Origin of the sequence: Maribacter caenipelagi, from assembly GCF_004364175.1 — a bacterium.
Lineage (GTDB): Bacteria > Bacteroidota > Bacteroidia > Flavobacteriales > Flavobacteriaceae > Maribacter > Maribacter caenipelagi.
In genome coordinates this window covers 189,055-202,055 of the sequence record NZ_SNZW01000017.1, presented here as the reverse complement: position 1 = coordinate 202,055, position 13,001 = coordinate 189,055, and the positions used below count along the sequence as shown (strand labels likewise).

Genomic DNA, 13,001 nt, shown 5'->3' with positions numbered 1-13,001 from the left:
TTTAGTCGTTTCACCTATAAAAATAGGGAACGAACTGATTAAACAATACCATAGACAAATACAAATGTACTTGCCGAAACCCAATTTCTGGATCTCTATGTCAATGAACGTATTTTAAAAAGAAAAAGTAGTTATTAAAACTACTTTTTCTTGTGTCGGTTAGCTCTTCTACGCTTCTTGCGCTTGTGTGTAGCTACCTTATGTCTCTTTCTTTTCTTACCGCTTGGCATAAAGTTCTTTTTTTAAGATTAATTATTTTACGTGTACGTTGCTCTTAACTCCTTCTACAAAAACCTTCGCAGGCTTAAATGCTGGAATGTTGTGAGCGGGTATTTTAATAGTTGTGTTTTTGGAAATATTTCTACCGGTCTTTTCGGCTCTAGTTTTAATGATAAAACTACCAAAACCTCTTAGGTAAACATTATCACCACTTTCTAATGATGTTTTTACCTCTTCCATAAAAGATTCAACAGTTGCCTGTACATCTCCTTTTTCAATTCCCAGCTTATCTGAGATCTTCGATACAATTTCCGCTTTCGTCATCTTTCAATATTAGATTTTCTGTATGTTTTTTCGGGTTGCAAATATATAAATTAAATTCAATCTTTCTTTCTAATAGGTTAATTTTAAGTGTATAAACTGCTACTTTTATAACTTAGTATTGAATAGCATGTCATTTTCGAGTAAAATTTTAGATTGGTATCATGAAAATAAGCGCAGTTTACCATGGCGTCAGAGTACTGATCCATACAAAATTTGGCTATCAGAAATTATACTTCAGCAAACGCGTGTAGCTCAGGGAACCCCGTATTACTTGAGTTTTGTGGAAAATTTTCCTACTGTATATGATTTAGCCAATGCAAATGAAGAGCAAGTTTTAAAACTTTGGCAAGGACTCGGGTATTATTCACGAGCTAGAAATCTTCATGCAGCTGCAAAAATGGTGGTCGATCAGTATAAGGGAAAATTTCCTGATAATTACAAGAAACTTTTAACACTAAAAGGTGTCGGTGACTATACTGCAAGTGCTATTTCGTCTATTTGTTTCAATGAAGCGCAAGCCGTAGTAGACGGAAATGTCTATCGAGTACTCTCTAGATACTATGGTATAGATACTCCTATTAATAGTACAGAAGGTATCAAATATTTTAAAAGCTTGGCTCAAAAAGTCATGGATTCCGCTAATATTCGAGATTATAATCAGGGTATTATGGAGTTTGGAGCCATACAATGCTTCCCGAAAAAGCCTTTATGTTTACTTTGCCCACTTAACGATAGTTGTGTTGCTCTAGAAAAAGGCTTGGTAGATACCTTGCCTGTAAAGTTAAAGAAGACAAAAGTCCGCAACCGATACTTTAATTATCTTATACCTATATATAAGGATACGGATGGAAACCAATACACAAGTATAAACCAAAGAATAGGTAAAGGTATTTGGCAGAATTTATGGCAGTTTCCTTTATTGGAGTCAGATGATGTATTAGAAATAGATGATATTACTATAAGGTATAAAGAAGTTCTCGGTAATATGAGGTCTGACGAAGTAATAGAATACAATGAAAGCGCAATCGTTCATAAATTGTCGCATCAACACCTGCATACGAAGTTCTGGTTGGTGTATATAAATGATGATTTTGCCGATAAGATTCCCATTGAAAAAATAACTGATTTTCCGGTACCAGTTTTAATCGCAGATTTTATCAAAGCATTTAAATTTTAGTACTTTTGATTTTTATATCTTTAAGTTATGAGCGGTACATTAAATAAGGTAATGTTGATTGGGCATTTAGGTGATGAAGTTAAAATGCATTATTTTGAAGGAGGCGGTAGTATTGGTAGATTTCCAATAGCTACAAATGAGACTTATACCAATAAATCTACTGGTGAACGTGTTACAAATACAGATTGGCACAATGTGGTAGTTAGAAATAAAGCTGCTGAAATTTGTGAAAAATATCTAAGTAAAGGAGATAAGGTATATGTAGAGGGCAGATTGAAAAATCGTCAATGGCAAGGTGAAGATGGTAACACCAGGTATTCAACCGAGGTACATGTACAAGAATTTACTTTTTTGACTACCAAGAAAGAAGGTATGCAAAACAATAGTGGTTCGGCTCCAAGCGTTCAAAAACCAACAAGTATTGAAAATAAAGCACCATCTAAGGCCTCTGCACCTGCACCTGCATCTGCAAGTCCAGAAGAGGATGATGATTTACCATTCTAACAAAAATTTAAATAACAACTATTGGACCCAGACCCCTTACCGTTATTAATGACAACATTGGTTGTAAACGGTGTTTTTGCAATGAATATAGTTGTACTATGTGTACTACTTGTTTGTTCTGCACTTATTTCTGGAGCAGAAGTGGCAATGTTCGGTCTTTCATCAACCGAAATTAAAGAGCTGCAAGACGAAAAATCTGCTAAAAGTTCTATTCTAATTAAGCTGCTCGAGCGCCCAAAAAAATTATTGGCAACCATATTGATAGCCAATAATGCTATTAACATTGGGGTAGTGTTGCTATTCAGTATCATCGGCGATACCCTTTTTGAAAATGTAAATCAAGTATGGTTTGGTGTTGTTTCGGTACGTTTTCTTTTAGAAGTCGTAGTCGCAACATTTCTTATTTTAATGTTCGGTGAAATTCTACCAAAAGTGTATGCGAACAGGAACAGAATGAGCTTTGCACATTTAATGGCGTATCCGTTAAGGGTTTTAGATTTTATTTTTTCACCATTGAGCTTGCCAATGCGTTCTGGTACATTGTTTCTATATAACAAGCTTGGAAAACAGAAGTCGAGTTTAAGTGTAGATCAATTGTCGCAAGCCTTAGATTTAACTTCTCATGGCGATACCACAAAAGAAGAAAAGAAGATATTAGAGGGTATTGTTACCTTTGGTAATACAGATACCAAGCAGGTTATGAGACCTCGTATAGATATTTTCGCCCTTAATGAGCAAATGAAATTTCCTGAGGTGTTAGGTGAAATAAAGAAGAATGGATATTCTAGAATTCCGGTTTTTGGCGAGAACATCGATAGTGTAAAAGGTGTCTTGTATGTAAAGGATCTATTGCCTTATTTAGATAGAAAAACGTTTAATTGGATGACTTTGATCAGGGAGCCTTACTTTGTGCCTGAAAATAAAAAATTAGATGATTTATTGGGCGAATTTCAAGAGAAGAAGAATCACTTGGCTATAGTTGTAGATGAATATGGTGGTACTTCTGGCTTGGTGTCTTTAGAAGATATTATCGAAGAAATTGTTGGTGATATCAGTGATGAGTTCGATGATGAAGATTTAATTTTTTCGAAATTAGATGATTTTAATTATGTGTTTGAAGGTAAAACACCTCTTAAAGATTTTTATAGAGTTATTAAACTAGAGGATAGTGAAATCTTTGAAGAGAATAAAGGGGAGTCAGAAACCTTGGCTGGTTTTGTGTTAGAAAAGGCAGGAAGTTTTCCTAGACGTGGAGAGAAAATAGTATTTGAGTCCTTTACCTTTGTTGTAGAGGCAATGGACAAGAAAAGATTGAAACAAATAAAAGTAACCTTGCCACATGAAGAGTAAGTCGTTAGTTGGATTTTTAGTAGTATTTCTGTTTATGGTAAGCTGTAAAGATGAAGAGGTGTTACCTAAGCCCAAAGCTAAAATGAGATTGGAATATCCTCAAGGGAAATTGGCTGACCTAGAAACTGAGAACTTTAGTTTTAAATACAATCAACTGGCAAATGCAGAGTTGAATGGCGATAAAGCTTACACCATCTCATATCCTGAAATGAAAGGTGCTATTTTTCTAAGCTATAAAAAGATTGATGGTAATTTGGCTCAGCTAATTAACGATTCTAAAAGGCTTAGCTATGAGCATGCTGCAAAGGCAGATAACATAGTGGAACAACCATATGTGAATCCTGATGAGAGAATCTACGGCGCTTTATTTGAGGTACAAGGTAACGCAGCTTCTCAGTCGCAATTTTTTGTTACCGATAGCACAGAGCATTTTTTAACTGGGTCTGTCTATTTTTATACGAAACCCAATTATGACTCTATTCTTCCGGCAGCATCCTATCTTCAGAATGACATCAGGGGAATCATAGAAACACTTCGTTGGAAAAAATAAAGTTGTATGATGACAAAACAAGATCTTCTAGACTGTCATAAACGAATAACTCCATTTATTCATAATACAGCTGTTTTAACATCAAGATTGATTGACAAAGAGGTCAATGCTCAGGTGTTTTTTAAGTGCGAGAACTTTCAAAGAGCGGGAGCTTATAAAATGAGGGGCGCTACTAATGCTATTGTACAGTTGCCAGAAGAGCAAAAGAAAAGCGGAGTAGTCACTCACTCATCTGGTAATTTTGCCCAAGCTTTGTCATTAGCAGCTCAAAGTGTTGGGGTAACAGCACATATTGTAATGCCCAATACTGCACCAGAAGTCAAAAAAGTAGGTGTTAGGGAGTATGGGGGTAAAATTTATGAATGCGAACCTACAGTTGCGGCGAGGCAAACGTTGGCAGATGAAATAGGATTAAAAACGGGAGCAACTTTTGTGCATCCTTCAAATGATAACAATGTTATTTTAGGTCAAGGCACTGCTGCATTAGAGCTACTAGAAAAACAACCCGATTTAGATTTTATTTTTTGCCCAGTAGGGGGTGGCGGTCTCATTGCCGGTTCTGCATTGACAGTTAAATATTTTAGTGCAAATTGTAAAATTTACGGTGCTGAGCCATTTGAGGCAGATGATGCTTATCGTTCTTTACAAAGTGGAAAAATAGAAAGTAATGATACCACGAATACCATTGCAGACGGATTAAAAACAATGTTGGGCGATAAAAATTTCCCGATTATAAAAGAGCTTGTTAGCGGTATTGTTAGAATTACCGAAGATGAGATTGTTGCTGCTATGAAATTGGTTTGGGAGCGTATGAAAATTATCATAGAACCTTCTAGCGCTGTAACTGTGGCTGCAGTTATGAAACAATCAAAAGAGCAGCCAGAAGTTTTTCAGAACAAGAAAATTGGAATTATAATTTCTGGTGGTAATGTAGATCTTTCTAAATTACCCTTTTAGAATACGTGTCTTTTATTTATTGCTTACCTAGAATCTCTTCAGCACGCTCAATACTAGAATTGATGTTCTCTTTTACTTGTTGAACTTTCTCTTCCTCTTCTTTTAACCATGCTTTCTTTTCATCAGAAAGTTCTTTTCCGTTCATTATTTCTTCAGCATCAAAACGATCCCCAAAACCTTGCATCCAATCCATCATAGACCTATTTGCTTCTTGAAGGTCTTTCATTGCCTTGAATTCAGCTGATTCTGCTCCAAGTGAATCTGCCATTGGTTTTAATTGACCAACTAACTTTCCTAATGTTCCCATTTTTGGCATTACCTCGTCATGAATACTCATAACATGCTCCATTTTAGAAGGCTCCTCCGTTTTTTTGTTTTCCTTACATGAGGTAAAAGTTAAGAATGTTGCTATAACAAGTGTGTAAAGTATCTTTTTCATATTAGTTGTTTTGAGGCGTAACAGATGTAATGGTGTAATTGTAATCTTTGACTTTAGTATTGGTAATTATAGCCTTTACTTCTTCAATAGTAATAATTGTAGGTTGAAAAGTTATTAGTCCGTTTTTGTTTTCAAAACTAATTTCTGAAGAAACGACTCCATCGCTATCCGTAAGATTAGACGAAATTTTATCGGCACAACCTTCTTGGCAGGCCATACCTTCTATAGCTACCAGAATGGTACGTGCAGAATTATGTTCAATTTCAGCAGGTAATGCTGCATCTTCTTGAGCTAAAGAAACATTTATTGCTAAGGTAAATATAGTAACGAAGAGGGTTAATATTTTGAATTTCATTTTTATGGATTTAGTATACGTCTTAAATAAAGTAAAGAGCTTTATAGTGTAAAGATACCAAATATGTAAAATCCATTAGTAAATGAATTATAAAAATAAGTAGATAACGGGTTGGTTTATTTAGAAAAAAGCCCACTTTTGCTTTAAACTTATTAGCATTGAAGAATTTAGATCAAAAATGGATTTACCTAGTAGTTTTATCGCTTATTTGGGGCTCCTCCTTCATACTTATTAAAAGGTCTTTATTAGGTTATACGCCTTTGCAGGTAGGCGGTTTAAGAATAGTATTTGCATCTATTTTGTTATTTGTTCTGGGTTTTAAGTCGTTGAAGACACTTTCAAAAACAGATTGGAAATGGGTTGCTATTGCCGGGTTGTGCAGTTCATTTTTTCCTCCGTTTTTCTTTGCGATGGCACAAACTGAAATTAGTAGTGGTATAACTTCAATTTTAAATTCTGTAGCACCCTTGTTTACTACATTGGTAGGATTGGCACTTTTTGGTCTGGCGTTAAAAGGAAGGCAGGTGCTCGGTGTGCTAATAGGTCTTTTTGGTACGGTTGTGTTGATTGCAGCAGGAATGGAGAATAATGTAAATCAGAATTACTGGTATGCTCTCTTCATAATTTTTTCAGCTCTAGGATATGCCTTTAATATAAATATAATCAAGAAGTACTTATCTCATTTAACCCCTCTAGCGGTAACCACTGCTAGTTTTGGTGTAGCTTTTCTTCCGGCATTGATTATATTGGTGTATTCAGGCGTGTTTCAACAATTTGTTGGTAATAGTGCTATGTATGAGGCAGTGTGGTATATTATGGCTTTGGCTTTTTTAGGAACCGCTTTGGCAAATATTCTGTTCAACAAATTGATAAAATTATCTAGTCCCGTATTTGCGGCTTCTGTTACGTATTTAATACCTCTTGTGGCTGTGCTATGGGGTTTTTTGGATGGCGAGAATATAAGTGTTCTACAGCTGTTGGGCGGTCTTATTATCTTATTCGGAGTTTGGCTTGTAAATAGAAAAAAGGTGGTAATTCTGCAGAAATAGTGATCTGCACTGTAACAAAAGAAACTTTAGCTTGTCTTTGTATAGAACTAATCAAAAAAACGAAATCATGAAAAAATTAATATTTGCGCTACTTGCAGTAACCTTTGTTGTAGGTAGCATAGAGGCTCAGGATAAAACATTCAACGTAAAATCTTTTGATAAGCTAATAGTGAGTCCGCATATTGAGGTAAATTTAGTGCAGGGAGAAGAAGAAAGTGTGGTTATTGACAATGCTAAAGTTTCGTTAGAGAAAATAAATGTGGAAGTAGAAGGTAGAACATTGCGTTTGTACTTAGACGGTGCTAAGGTTGTAACCAAATCTGAACGTATTTCAACTGATAATTGGAGAGGTAGCAAATCGCTTTATAATGGTACTATGGCTTCTATTACGGTAACGTATAGAAAGCTAGAAAATCTATCGATACGAGGAGAAGAAATAATAAGATGCAAAAACCTTTTTAATGCCGATGATTTTAAAATGTCATTATACGGAGAAGCGAAAGTATACTTTGATTCGGTTTCAATAGATGAATTGACGGTAGCGATTTATGGTAGTAGTTACTTAGAAATTGGAGAAGGCAATGTTGCTCGCCAAGTATTTAGGGCATATGGTGAGAGTGAAGTTAATACAGAAGGTATGGTAGCAGATGAAACTAAAATTACCGCCTATGGCGAAAGTAATTTTAGAGTTAATGTTGTTGATAGATTGAAGGTAACGTGCTATGGAGAAACAAATATCAACTATACTGGTAACCCAGAAGTGGATAAAGGCTTGATTTTCGGAGAAGCAACCATTAGAAAAATAGGATAAGAACTTAACCTAGAAGATTAAAAGCAAAAAACCCGCTAAGTAGCGGGTTTTTCTATTGTAATAAATTATTGTTATTCAAAATCGGCTGGCGATACACCGTCATTTACTTTGATTTCAGAAACTATAAATTCAAAAGATTGCGAACCAACAGTCTGCATTATTTTAAAAGGAAATAATATGCCAGATACCTCTTTGTAATCTTCAAAATTAGAAGTGCTGGCAATTTGTTGCCCCTGCATTTCGGTTACGGTAACCTCTTGCAATTTTAGTCCGGTTTCGGCATCAAAGAAAGCAGATTTATTTTCGCCTACTTTTAATTTATAAGCATTTTTTTCGCCTACCATTTCCATACCTTCTAAGGTTACAGAATCATCTGTCAAAAGATGAAGTTCAGAAAAAGGAGCAGATTCTTTTTTAATGTTTTTCATTTCCTCTTCTTCAAGATTCTTACGTTGACCTTGCATGACCATGTATCCAGTATCTCCGTTAAGAACTTGCTTGCTAACAGAATTCCCCATCATTTGTACATCTTGCATAAGTTGGTTGCTAGATGTCTTTTTTACGTTGAGGTCTAGTTTCATTCCTTGCATTTCTGCTGCGGCCATCATGGCTAAGGTATTGACACTTTCAAGTTTGTCTTTTCCGCCAATGGCTTTAATATATTTTTCAAGTATAGATTGTGCAGATACGTCACTTGGTAAAGCAGCATTGTAATCGGGAGTGTCAACTCTATCGGCAGTTTTAGAATAAGCAAGCACAGGAAGTTTTTTTCCTTTAAACTCAACATTTTCTAGGTTAGTCAAAATATCGCTTCCCTTGCCAACGACAATTACTCGGGCATTATCAACGTTGAAATATTTTTTAGCAGCTGTTTCTACTTCCTCTTTGCTAACCTTATCTAGTTTCTCTAAAAATGTTTTGTAAAAATCTTTAGATAGATTTTCTTTCTCAACGTTCAAAGCATACCTGGCAATTGTTTCGGGATCTTCTAATGCCATTATAAAACTACCGGCATATAGTGCCTTTGTAGTTTTTAGCTCATCGTCTTTTACGGGTTGTGTGTTAATGAGTTCAATTTCCTTTAATAATTGTACGACAGAACTATCTGTAACCGTATTTCTTACTTCGGCAGAAGCGGCAAATCTAGATGGTCCGTATTTGTCATTTCCAAGAGACGAATATGCACCATAAGTATACCCCTTATCTTCTCTAAGATTAAGATTTATTCTACTATCAGAACCACCACCTAATATTTGATTAGCTAATAATGCCGCAATGTAATCGTCATCGCTCATTTTTAGGTTTACAATATTCTGTACGGTAATTTCAGATTGTACAGCATTTGGCATATCTACCAAGTTAATTTGTGTGTTCGGTACATTCTTAGGTTGAGAATAAGAGAAACTTGGTGGCACGGCTTTCGTCCAAGATGTAAAATAGGTTTCTGTCAAAGTCTTTACTTCTTCAAAATTCACATCTCCAATAACAATTAAATAGGCATTTGCAGGCACAAAATATTCTCTGTAAAACTCTTCAACATCACCAAGGGTAACATTGTTTACGGTTTCTTCGGTAGTAAATTCTCCGTAAGGGTGATTTTTACCATAGGCTAAAGCTCTTTGAACTCGACTAGAAATAGCAGAAACTACTTTCTCTTCAGTTTTGAGCCCGGTAATAAGTTTATCCTTTTCCTTGTCAAATTCCTCTTGCGTAAAATTCGGATTTATGGCGGCATCTGCCATAAGCTCCATCATTCTAGAAAAGTATTTAGAAAGAGATTGTGCATACGCACTTTGAGAGCTAAAATAAAGTCTGGCACCTAAAAAATCAATTTCTTCATTAAATGCTTCTTTTGTTATGTTTTTAGATCCTAGACCTAAAAGACTACCGGTTAAACTAGCAGTACCAGCTTTATCACCTTCTAAAATAGGTGGGTTGTCAATTGATAATTGCATTGATACTCTTGGTAGTTTATGGTTTTCGACTACCAATACTTTTAATCCGTTATTGAGGTTAAAAGATTGAGGTTCTCCTAAATTAATTTCAGGTGCAGGTCCTGGTGTTGGCATAACCGAACGGTCTACCTGGGCTTGTAGAGCAATTACCGAGAATAATGTTAAGAATAGTATATATGTATTTTTCATAGTTATTTTTAGTTTGCAGTATTTTGTTCAGGTAAATATTCTAAAACTAACCTTTGGTTAGGTTTTAAATATTTGTTGGCAACTTCTTTGATTTCTTCTCTTGTAATAGATCTATAAACTTCTATTTCTTTATTAATTAAAGAAGTATCATCATAAAGCATATAGTATTCAGCTAGAGAACTTGCAATACCCTCAACACTTGAATTACTGTTTACGAATTGGTTTTCAAACTTGTTCTGTAATTTTTGATAATCATTTTCTGAAATAAGATTACTTCTCAATTTCTCTACTTCCGCTTCAATTGAATTATTAAGTGTGATCAAGCCTGTTTCGCCGACCGGAAGCGCAAAAATGATATACATACCGTATTCTTCTAGAGTAACAGGAATAGCTCCAATCTGTAATGCTTGCTTTTCTTCATCAACCATTTTCTTGTAAAGTTTTGAAGATGGTCCGTCAGATAGATAAGTAGAAATCATTTCTAATACCTGGCTATCCCTATTTTTAAGACCGGGAGTTCTATAAGCAATCATAGAGGCCGGAATTTGAATATTAGAGTCATAAGCCTTTGCATTAATTTCTGATGTGATAGGAGTTTCTTTTGGGAAATTTCTTGCAATTTCTGCTCCTTTTGGAATATCCTTAAAATAATCTGAAATCAATTTTTTTGCATTTTCTTTCTCAAAATCGCCAGCAATAACTAAAACGGCGTTATTAGGAGAATAGAATTTCTTCTGAAAAGCAATAAATTCATCTAAAGTAGCAGCATCTAAATCTGCCATTTTTCCAATAACGGTCTCTTTATAAGGATGGCTTTGAAAAAGGTTCTTCTTTATGTTCTCAATAAATTTTCCGTAAGGTGAATTATCAACACGAAGTCTTTTTTCTTCCTTAACTACTTCGTTTTGTGTGTCAACTCCTTTCTGGTTGATTACCGGGTGAAGCATTCTTTCAGATTCTAACCAAAGTCCTAATTCTAAATTGTTAGAAGGAAAAATTTCATAATAATACGTTCTGTCTTCATTGGTAGTGGCATTACCTGATCCACCGTTAGATGATACGATATTGTCCCATTGTCCTTTTTCAATGTTCTCGGTACCTTCGAAAAGAAGATGTTCAAAAAAGTGTGCAAAACCAGTTCGTTGTGGGTCTTCATCTTTAGAGCCCACATGGTATAATACGGAGATGGAAATAATAGGGGCGGTGTTATCTTGATGTAGAATAACGTGTAAATCATTTTCAAGGTTGTACTCTTCGTACGTAACCTCTTGTGCGAGTACGGCAAATCCAAAAAGGGATAGGGCCGAAACCAGTAATAATTTCATTTTCATTTAAAACTGTTTTAGGTAAGTGTTTAATGTTCTGTTTTGTTAGTATGTAATTTTACAAAATTGTTACATAAAAAGTATTTTTTTGTAAGAACAATCTTCAATATAAGTATTCTTTAACAGATTAAATTCAATTTATAGTTGTTTATTGTTTATATTAAAAGTCTAAACAAAAAAAACTCTCTATTATGAATAACTATGCTCTACCAATTAGATTTGGCGTCGCTGCCAGTGGCTCTTTGATTGCTTATTTTTTAATTTTGTCCTTACTTGGCTTACATGTAAATGTATTTTATAGTCTTTTTAATGCTGTAATTACAGGCTTTGCCATTTACGAAGCCATTAAATATTACAAGTTAAAAAAGGCAAATGAATTTACATACGCTGGTGGATTTATGGCGGGTTTGATAACAGGTGGTGTAGCAACATTAATATTTACGCTATTTTTTACAATATATTCAACTGAGCTTCAGCCAGGCTTTTTAGAGGAATTATCGACTAAATGGGCGAGCACTTATCGTAGTTTTGAAGCGATTGTATTTTTAGTGGTTGCAACAATGGGTTTTACGACAAGCTTGGTATTGACCTTAGCTTTCATGCAACTATTTAAGACTTCGAACACTAGAAGTATGAAGAGCGTATAAAAATCATAAAAAACACTTGTAAATTCACGATTAAGAATTATATTTGCACCCGCCTATGGAAAAAATCCATCAGGTTTAATAATTACATTTAACAATATGTACGCAATTGTAGAGATGGCAGGGCAGCAGTTTAAAGTTGCAAAAGACCAGAAAGTGTACGTTCACCGTTTACAGGTTGAAGAAGGTAAAAAAGTCACTTTTGACAATGTACTTCTTTTAGCTGATGGATCGAACGTTACTATCGGCGCCCCGGCTATAGACGGAGCCGCAGTAGAGGCTAAAGTCGTTAAACACCTAAGAGGTGACAAAGTAATCGTTTTTCATAAGAAAAGACGTAAAGGTTACAGAAAGAAAAATGGACATCGTCAGTCTCTTACAGAGATTGTAATCGAATCTATTATTTCTAAAGGAGCAAAGAAAACTGAAACTAAGAAAGCTGAACCAAAGGCTAAAAAGGTTGAAGCAAAAGCAGCTCCAGCAGCACCAAAAGCAAAAGCTAAGAAAGCTAGCGCTAAAGGTGATGATTTGAAAAAAGTTGAAGGTATCGGTCCAAAAATCGCTGAGACTTTAAACAATGCAGGTATTTCTACTTTTGCTGAATTAGCAAAAACAGACGCAGCTAAAATTTCTGAAATTATCGCTGACGTTCGTGGAAATCACGTAACTGACACTTGGCCAAAGCAAGCACAATTAGCTGCTGATGGTAAATGGGACGAGTTACAGAAATGGCAAGATGAATTAGATGGTGGTGTAGCTAAATAAGCTAAACCATTAAGTATAATAAAATTTAAAACCTTAGACAATGGCACATAAGAAAGGTGTAGGTAGTTCGAAAAACGGTAGAGAATCAGAATCGAAACGATTAGGAGTTAAGATTTTTGGTGGTCAAGCTGCAATCGCTGGTAACATTATTGTTAGACAGAGAGGAACAAGACACAATCCTGGTGAAAATGTTTACGCAGGAAAAGACCATACATTACACGCACGTGTAGATGGTTTAGTAAAGTTTACTAAAAAAGCTGGTGGAAAATCATTTGTTTCCATTGAGCCTTTTGAAGCTTAAGCTTTAAATAATTTAATTTAAAAAACCCTCTTCAGCAATGAAGAGGGTTTTTTGTTACCACAGTGTTAACCTAAAGTAAATAGCAAA

At 35.1% G+C, this 13,001-nt stretch carries 15 protein-coding genes; 10 read left to right on the top strand and 5 right to left on the bottom strand.

Going from position 1 to position 13,001, the window contains the following annotated elements; genetic code table 11:
• Positions 1–252 precede the first annotated feature (252 nt).
• Positions 253–543, bottom strand: a complete 291-nt coding sequence (locus DFQ03_RS15275) for an HU family DNA-binding protein (protein WP_027065813.1) — start codon at positions 541–543, stop codon at positions 253–255.
• A 127-nt stretch (positions 544–670) separates the two neighbouring features.
• On the opposite strand from DFQ03_RS15275, the gene mutY reads away from it, so the two are divergent.
• Genes mutY through DFQ03_RS15250 form a run of 5 tightly spaced genes read left to right on the top strand, consistent with a single transcriptional unit; the run spans position 671 to position 5,081 of the window.
• Positions 671–1,720, top strand: a complete 1,050-nt coding sequence (gene mutY / locus DFQ03_RS15270; protein ID WP_133674114.1) for an A/G-specific adenine glycosylase — start codon at positions 671–673, stop codon at positions 1,718–1,720.
• Positions 1,721–1,747: 27 nt separating this feature from the next.
• Positions 1,748–2,224, top strand: a complete 477-nt coding sequence (locus DFQ03_RS15265; RefSeq protein ID WP_133674113.1) for a single-stranded DNA-binding protein — start codon at positions 1,748–1,750, stop codon at positions 2,222–2,224.
• Between the two features lie 21 nt (positions 2,225–2,245).
• Positions 2,246–3,574, top strand: a complete 1,329-nt coding sequence (locus DFQ03_RS15260; protein WP_394346271.1) for a gliding motility-associated protein GldE — start codon at positions 2,246–2,248, stop codon at positions 3,572–3,574.
• Positions 3,564–4,124, top strand: coding sequence for a gliding motility lipoprotein GldD (gene gldD / locus DFQ03_RS15255; protein WP_133674111.1), 561 nt, complete (start codon positions 3,564–3,566; stop codon positions 4,122–4,124). Before DFQ03_RS15260 ends, gldD begins: the two co-directional genes overlap by 11 nt.
• A gap of 9 nt (positions 4,125–4,133) precedes the next feature.
• Entirely contained in the window at positions 4,134–5,081 is a 948-nt protein-coding gene (locus DFQ03_RS15250; protein WP_133674291.1) for a pyridoxal-phosphate dependent enzyme, read from the top strand.
• Positions 5,082–5,097: 16 nt separating this feature from the next.
• Here DFQ03_RS15250 and DFQ03_RS15245 read toward each other — a convergent pair whose 3' ends face one another.
• Together DFQ03_RS15245 and DFQ03_RS15240 are read right to left on the bottom strand one after the other, a co-directional pair.
• Positions 5,098–5,520 carry a hypothetical protein gene (locus tag DFQ03_RS15245; protein WP_133674110.1) on the bottom strand — a complete coding sequence of 141 codons (423 nt, stop codon included), beginning with the start codon at positions 5,518–5,520 and terminating at the stop codon, positions 5,098–5,100.
• A gap of 1 nt (position 5,521) precedes the next feature.
• Positions 5,522–5,875 carry a heavy-metal-associated domain-containing protein gene (locus DFQ03_RS15240; RefSeq protein WP_133674109.1) on the bottom strand — a complete coding sequence of 118 codons (354 nt, stop codon included), beginning with the start codon at positions 5,873–5,875 and terminating at the stop codon, positions 5,522–5,524.
• 158 nt (positions 5,876–6,033) lie between these two features.
• Here DFQ03_RS15240 and DFQ03_RS15235 point away from each other — a divergent pair, with 158 nt between their 5' ends.
• Positions 6,034–6,924 carry a DMT family transporter gene (locus tag DFQ03_RS15235; RefSeq protein WP_133674108.1) on the top strand — a complete coding sequence of 297 codons (891 nt, stop codon included), beginning with the start codon at positions 6,034–6,036 and terminating at the stop codon, positions 6,922–6,924.
• A 67-nt stretch (positions 6,925–6,991) separates the two neighbouring features.
• Positions 6,992–7,735, top strand: coding sequence for a head GIN domain-containing protein (locus DFQ03_RS15230; RefSeq protein WP_133674107.1), 744 nt, complete (start codon positions 6,992–6,994; stop codon positions 7,733–7,735).
• A 71-nt stretch (positions 7,736–7,806) separates the two neighbouring features.
• Here DFQ03_RS15230 and DFQ03_RS15225 read toward each other — a convergent pair whose 3' ends face one another.
• Both DFQ03_RS15225 and DFQ03_RS15220 read right to left on the bottom strand, forming a co-directional pair.
• The gene (locus tag DFQ03_RS15225; RefSeq protein WP_133674106.1) at positions 7,807–9,879 is read right to left on the bottom strand and encodes a M16 family metallopeptidase; all 2,073 of its coding nucleotides are present in this window, start codon (positions 9,877–9,879) and stop codon (positions 7,807–7,809) included.
• An 8-nt stretch (positions 9,880–9,887) separates the two neighbouring features.
• Positions 9,888–11,210: a M16 family metallopeptidase gene (locus DFQ03_RS15220; RefSeq protein WP_133674105.1), complete on the bottom strand. Its 1,323-nt coding sequence runs from the start codon at positions 11,208–11,210 to the stop codon at positions 9,888–9,890.
• Positions 11,211–11,395: 185 nt separating this feature from the next.
• Here DFQ03_RS15220 and DFQ03_RS15215 point away from each other — a divergent pair, with 185 nt between their 5' ends.
• From DFQ03_RS15215 to rpmA, 3 genes are all read left to right on the top strand, one after another.
• The gene (locus tag DFQ03_RS15215; RefSeq protein ID WP_133674104.1) at positions 11,396–11,851 is read left to right on the top strand and encodes a DUF4199 domain-containing protein; all 456 of its coding nucleotides are present in this window, start codon (positions 11,396–11,398) and stop codon (positions 11,849–11,851) included.
• Between the two features lie 96 nt (positions 11,852–11,947).
• Positions 11,948–12,613: a 50S ribosomal protein L21 gene (gene rplU / locus DFQ03_RS15210; protein WP_133674103.1), complete on the top strand. Its 666-nt coding sequence runs from the start codon at positions 11,948–11,950 to the stop codon at positions 12,611–12,613.
• A gap of 40 nt (positions 12,614–12,653) precedes the next feature.
• Positions 12,654–12,914: a 50S ribosomal protein L27 gene (gene rpmA, locus DFQ03_RS15205; RefSeq protein ID WP_073240841.1), complete on the top strand. Its 261-nt coding sequence runs from the start codon at positions 12,654–12,656 to the stop codon at positions 12,912–12,914.
• Positions 12,915–13,001 lie beyond the last annotated feature (87 nt).

What these genes read in the sequence shown, in the direction of transcription:
- DFQ03_RS15275 (WP_027065813.1), bottom strand. Translation starts at nt 543, where the DNA reads ATGACGAAAGCGGAAATTGTATCGAAGATCTCAGATAAGCTGGGAATT.
- mutY (WP_133674114.1), top strand. Translation starts at nt 671, where the DNA reads ATGTCATTTTCGAGTAAAATTTTAGATTGGTATCATGAAAATAAGCGC.
- DFQ03_RS15265 (WP_133674113.1), top strand. Translation starts at nt 1,748, where the DNA reads ATGAGCGGTACATTAAATAAGGTAATGTTGATTGGGCATTTAGGTGAT.
- gldD (WP_133674111.1), top strand. Translation starts at nt 3,564, where the DNA reads ATGAAGAGTAAGTCGTTAGTTGGATTTTTAGTAGTATTTCTGTTTATG.
- DFQ03_RS15250 (WP_133674291.1), top strand. Translation starts at nt 4,134, where the DNA reads ATGACAAAACAAGATCTTCTAGACTGTCATAAACGAATAACTCCATTT.
- DFQ03_RS15245 (WP_133674110.1), bottom strand. Translation starts at nt 5,520, where the DNA reads ATGAAAAAGATACTTTACACACTTGTTATAGCAACATTCTTAACTTTT.
- DFQ03_RS15240 (WP_133674109.1), bottom strand. Translation starts at nt 5,875, where the DNA reads ATGAAATTCAAAATATTAACCCTCTTCGTTACTATATTTACCTTAGCA.
- DFQ03_RS15230 (WP_133674107.1), top strand. Translation starts at nt 6,992, where the DNA reads ATGAAAAAATTAATATTTGCGCTACTTGCAGTAACCTTTGTTGTAGGT.
- DFQ03_RS15225 (WP_133674106.1), bottom strand. Translation starts at nt 9,879, where the DNA reads ATGAAAAATACATATATACTATTCTTAACATTATTCTCGGTAATTGCT.
- DFQ03_RS15220 (WP_133674105.1), bottom strand. Translation starts at nt 11,210, where the DNA reads ATGAAAATGAAATTATTACTGGTTTCGGCCCTATCCCTTTTTGGATTT.
- DFQ03_RS15215 (WP_133674104.1), top strand. Translation starts at nt 11,396, where the DNA reads ATGAATAACTATGCTCTACCAATTAGATTTGGCGTCGCTGCCAGTGGC.
- rplU (WP_133674103.1), top strand. Translation starts at nt 11,948, where the DNA reads ATGTACGCAATTGTAGAGATGGCAGGGCAGCAGTTTAAAGTTGCAAAA.
- rpmA (WP_073240841.1), top strand. Translation starts at nt 12,654, where the DNA reads ATGGCACATAAGAAAGGTGTAGGTAGTTCGAAAAACGGTAGAGAATCA.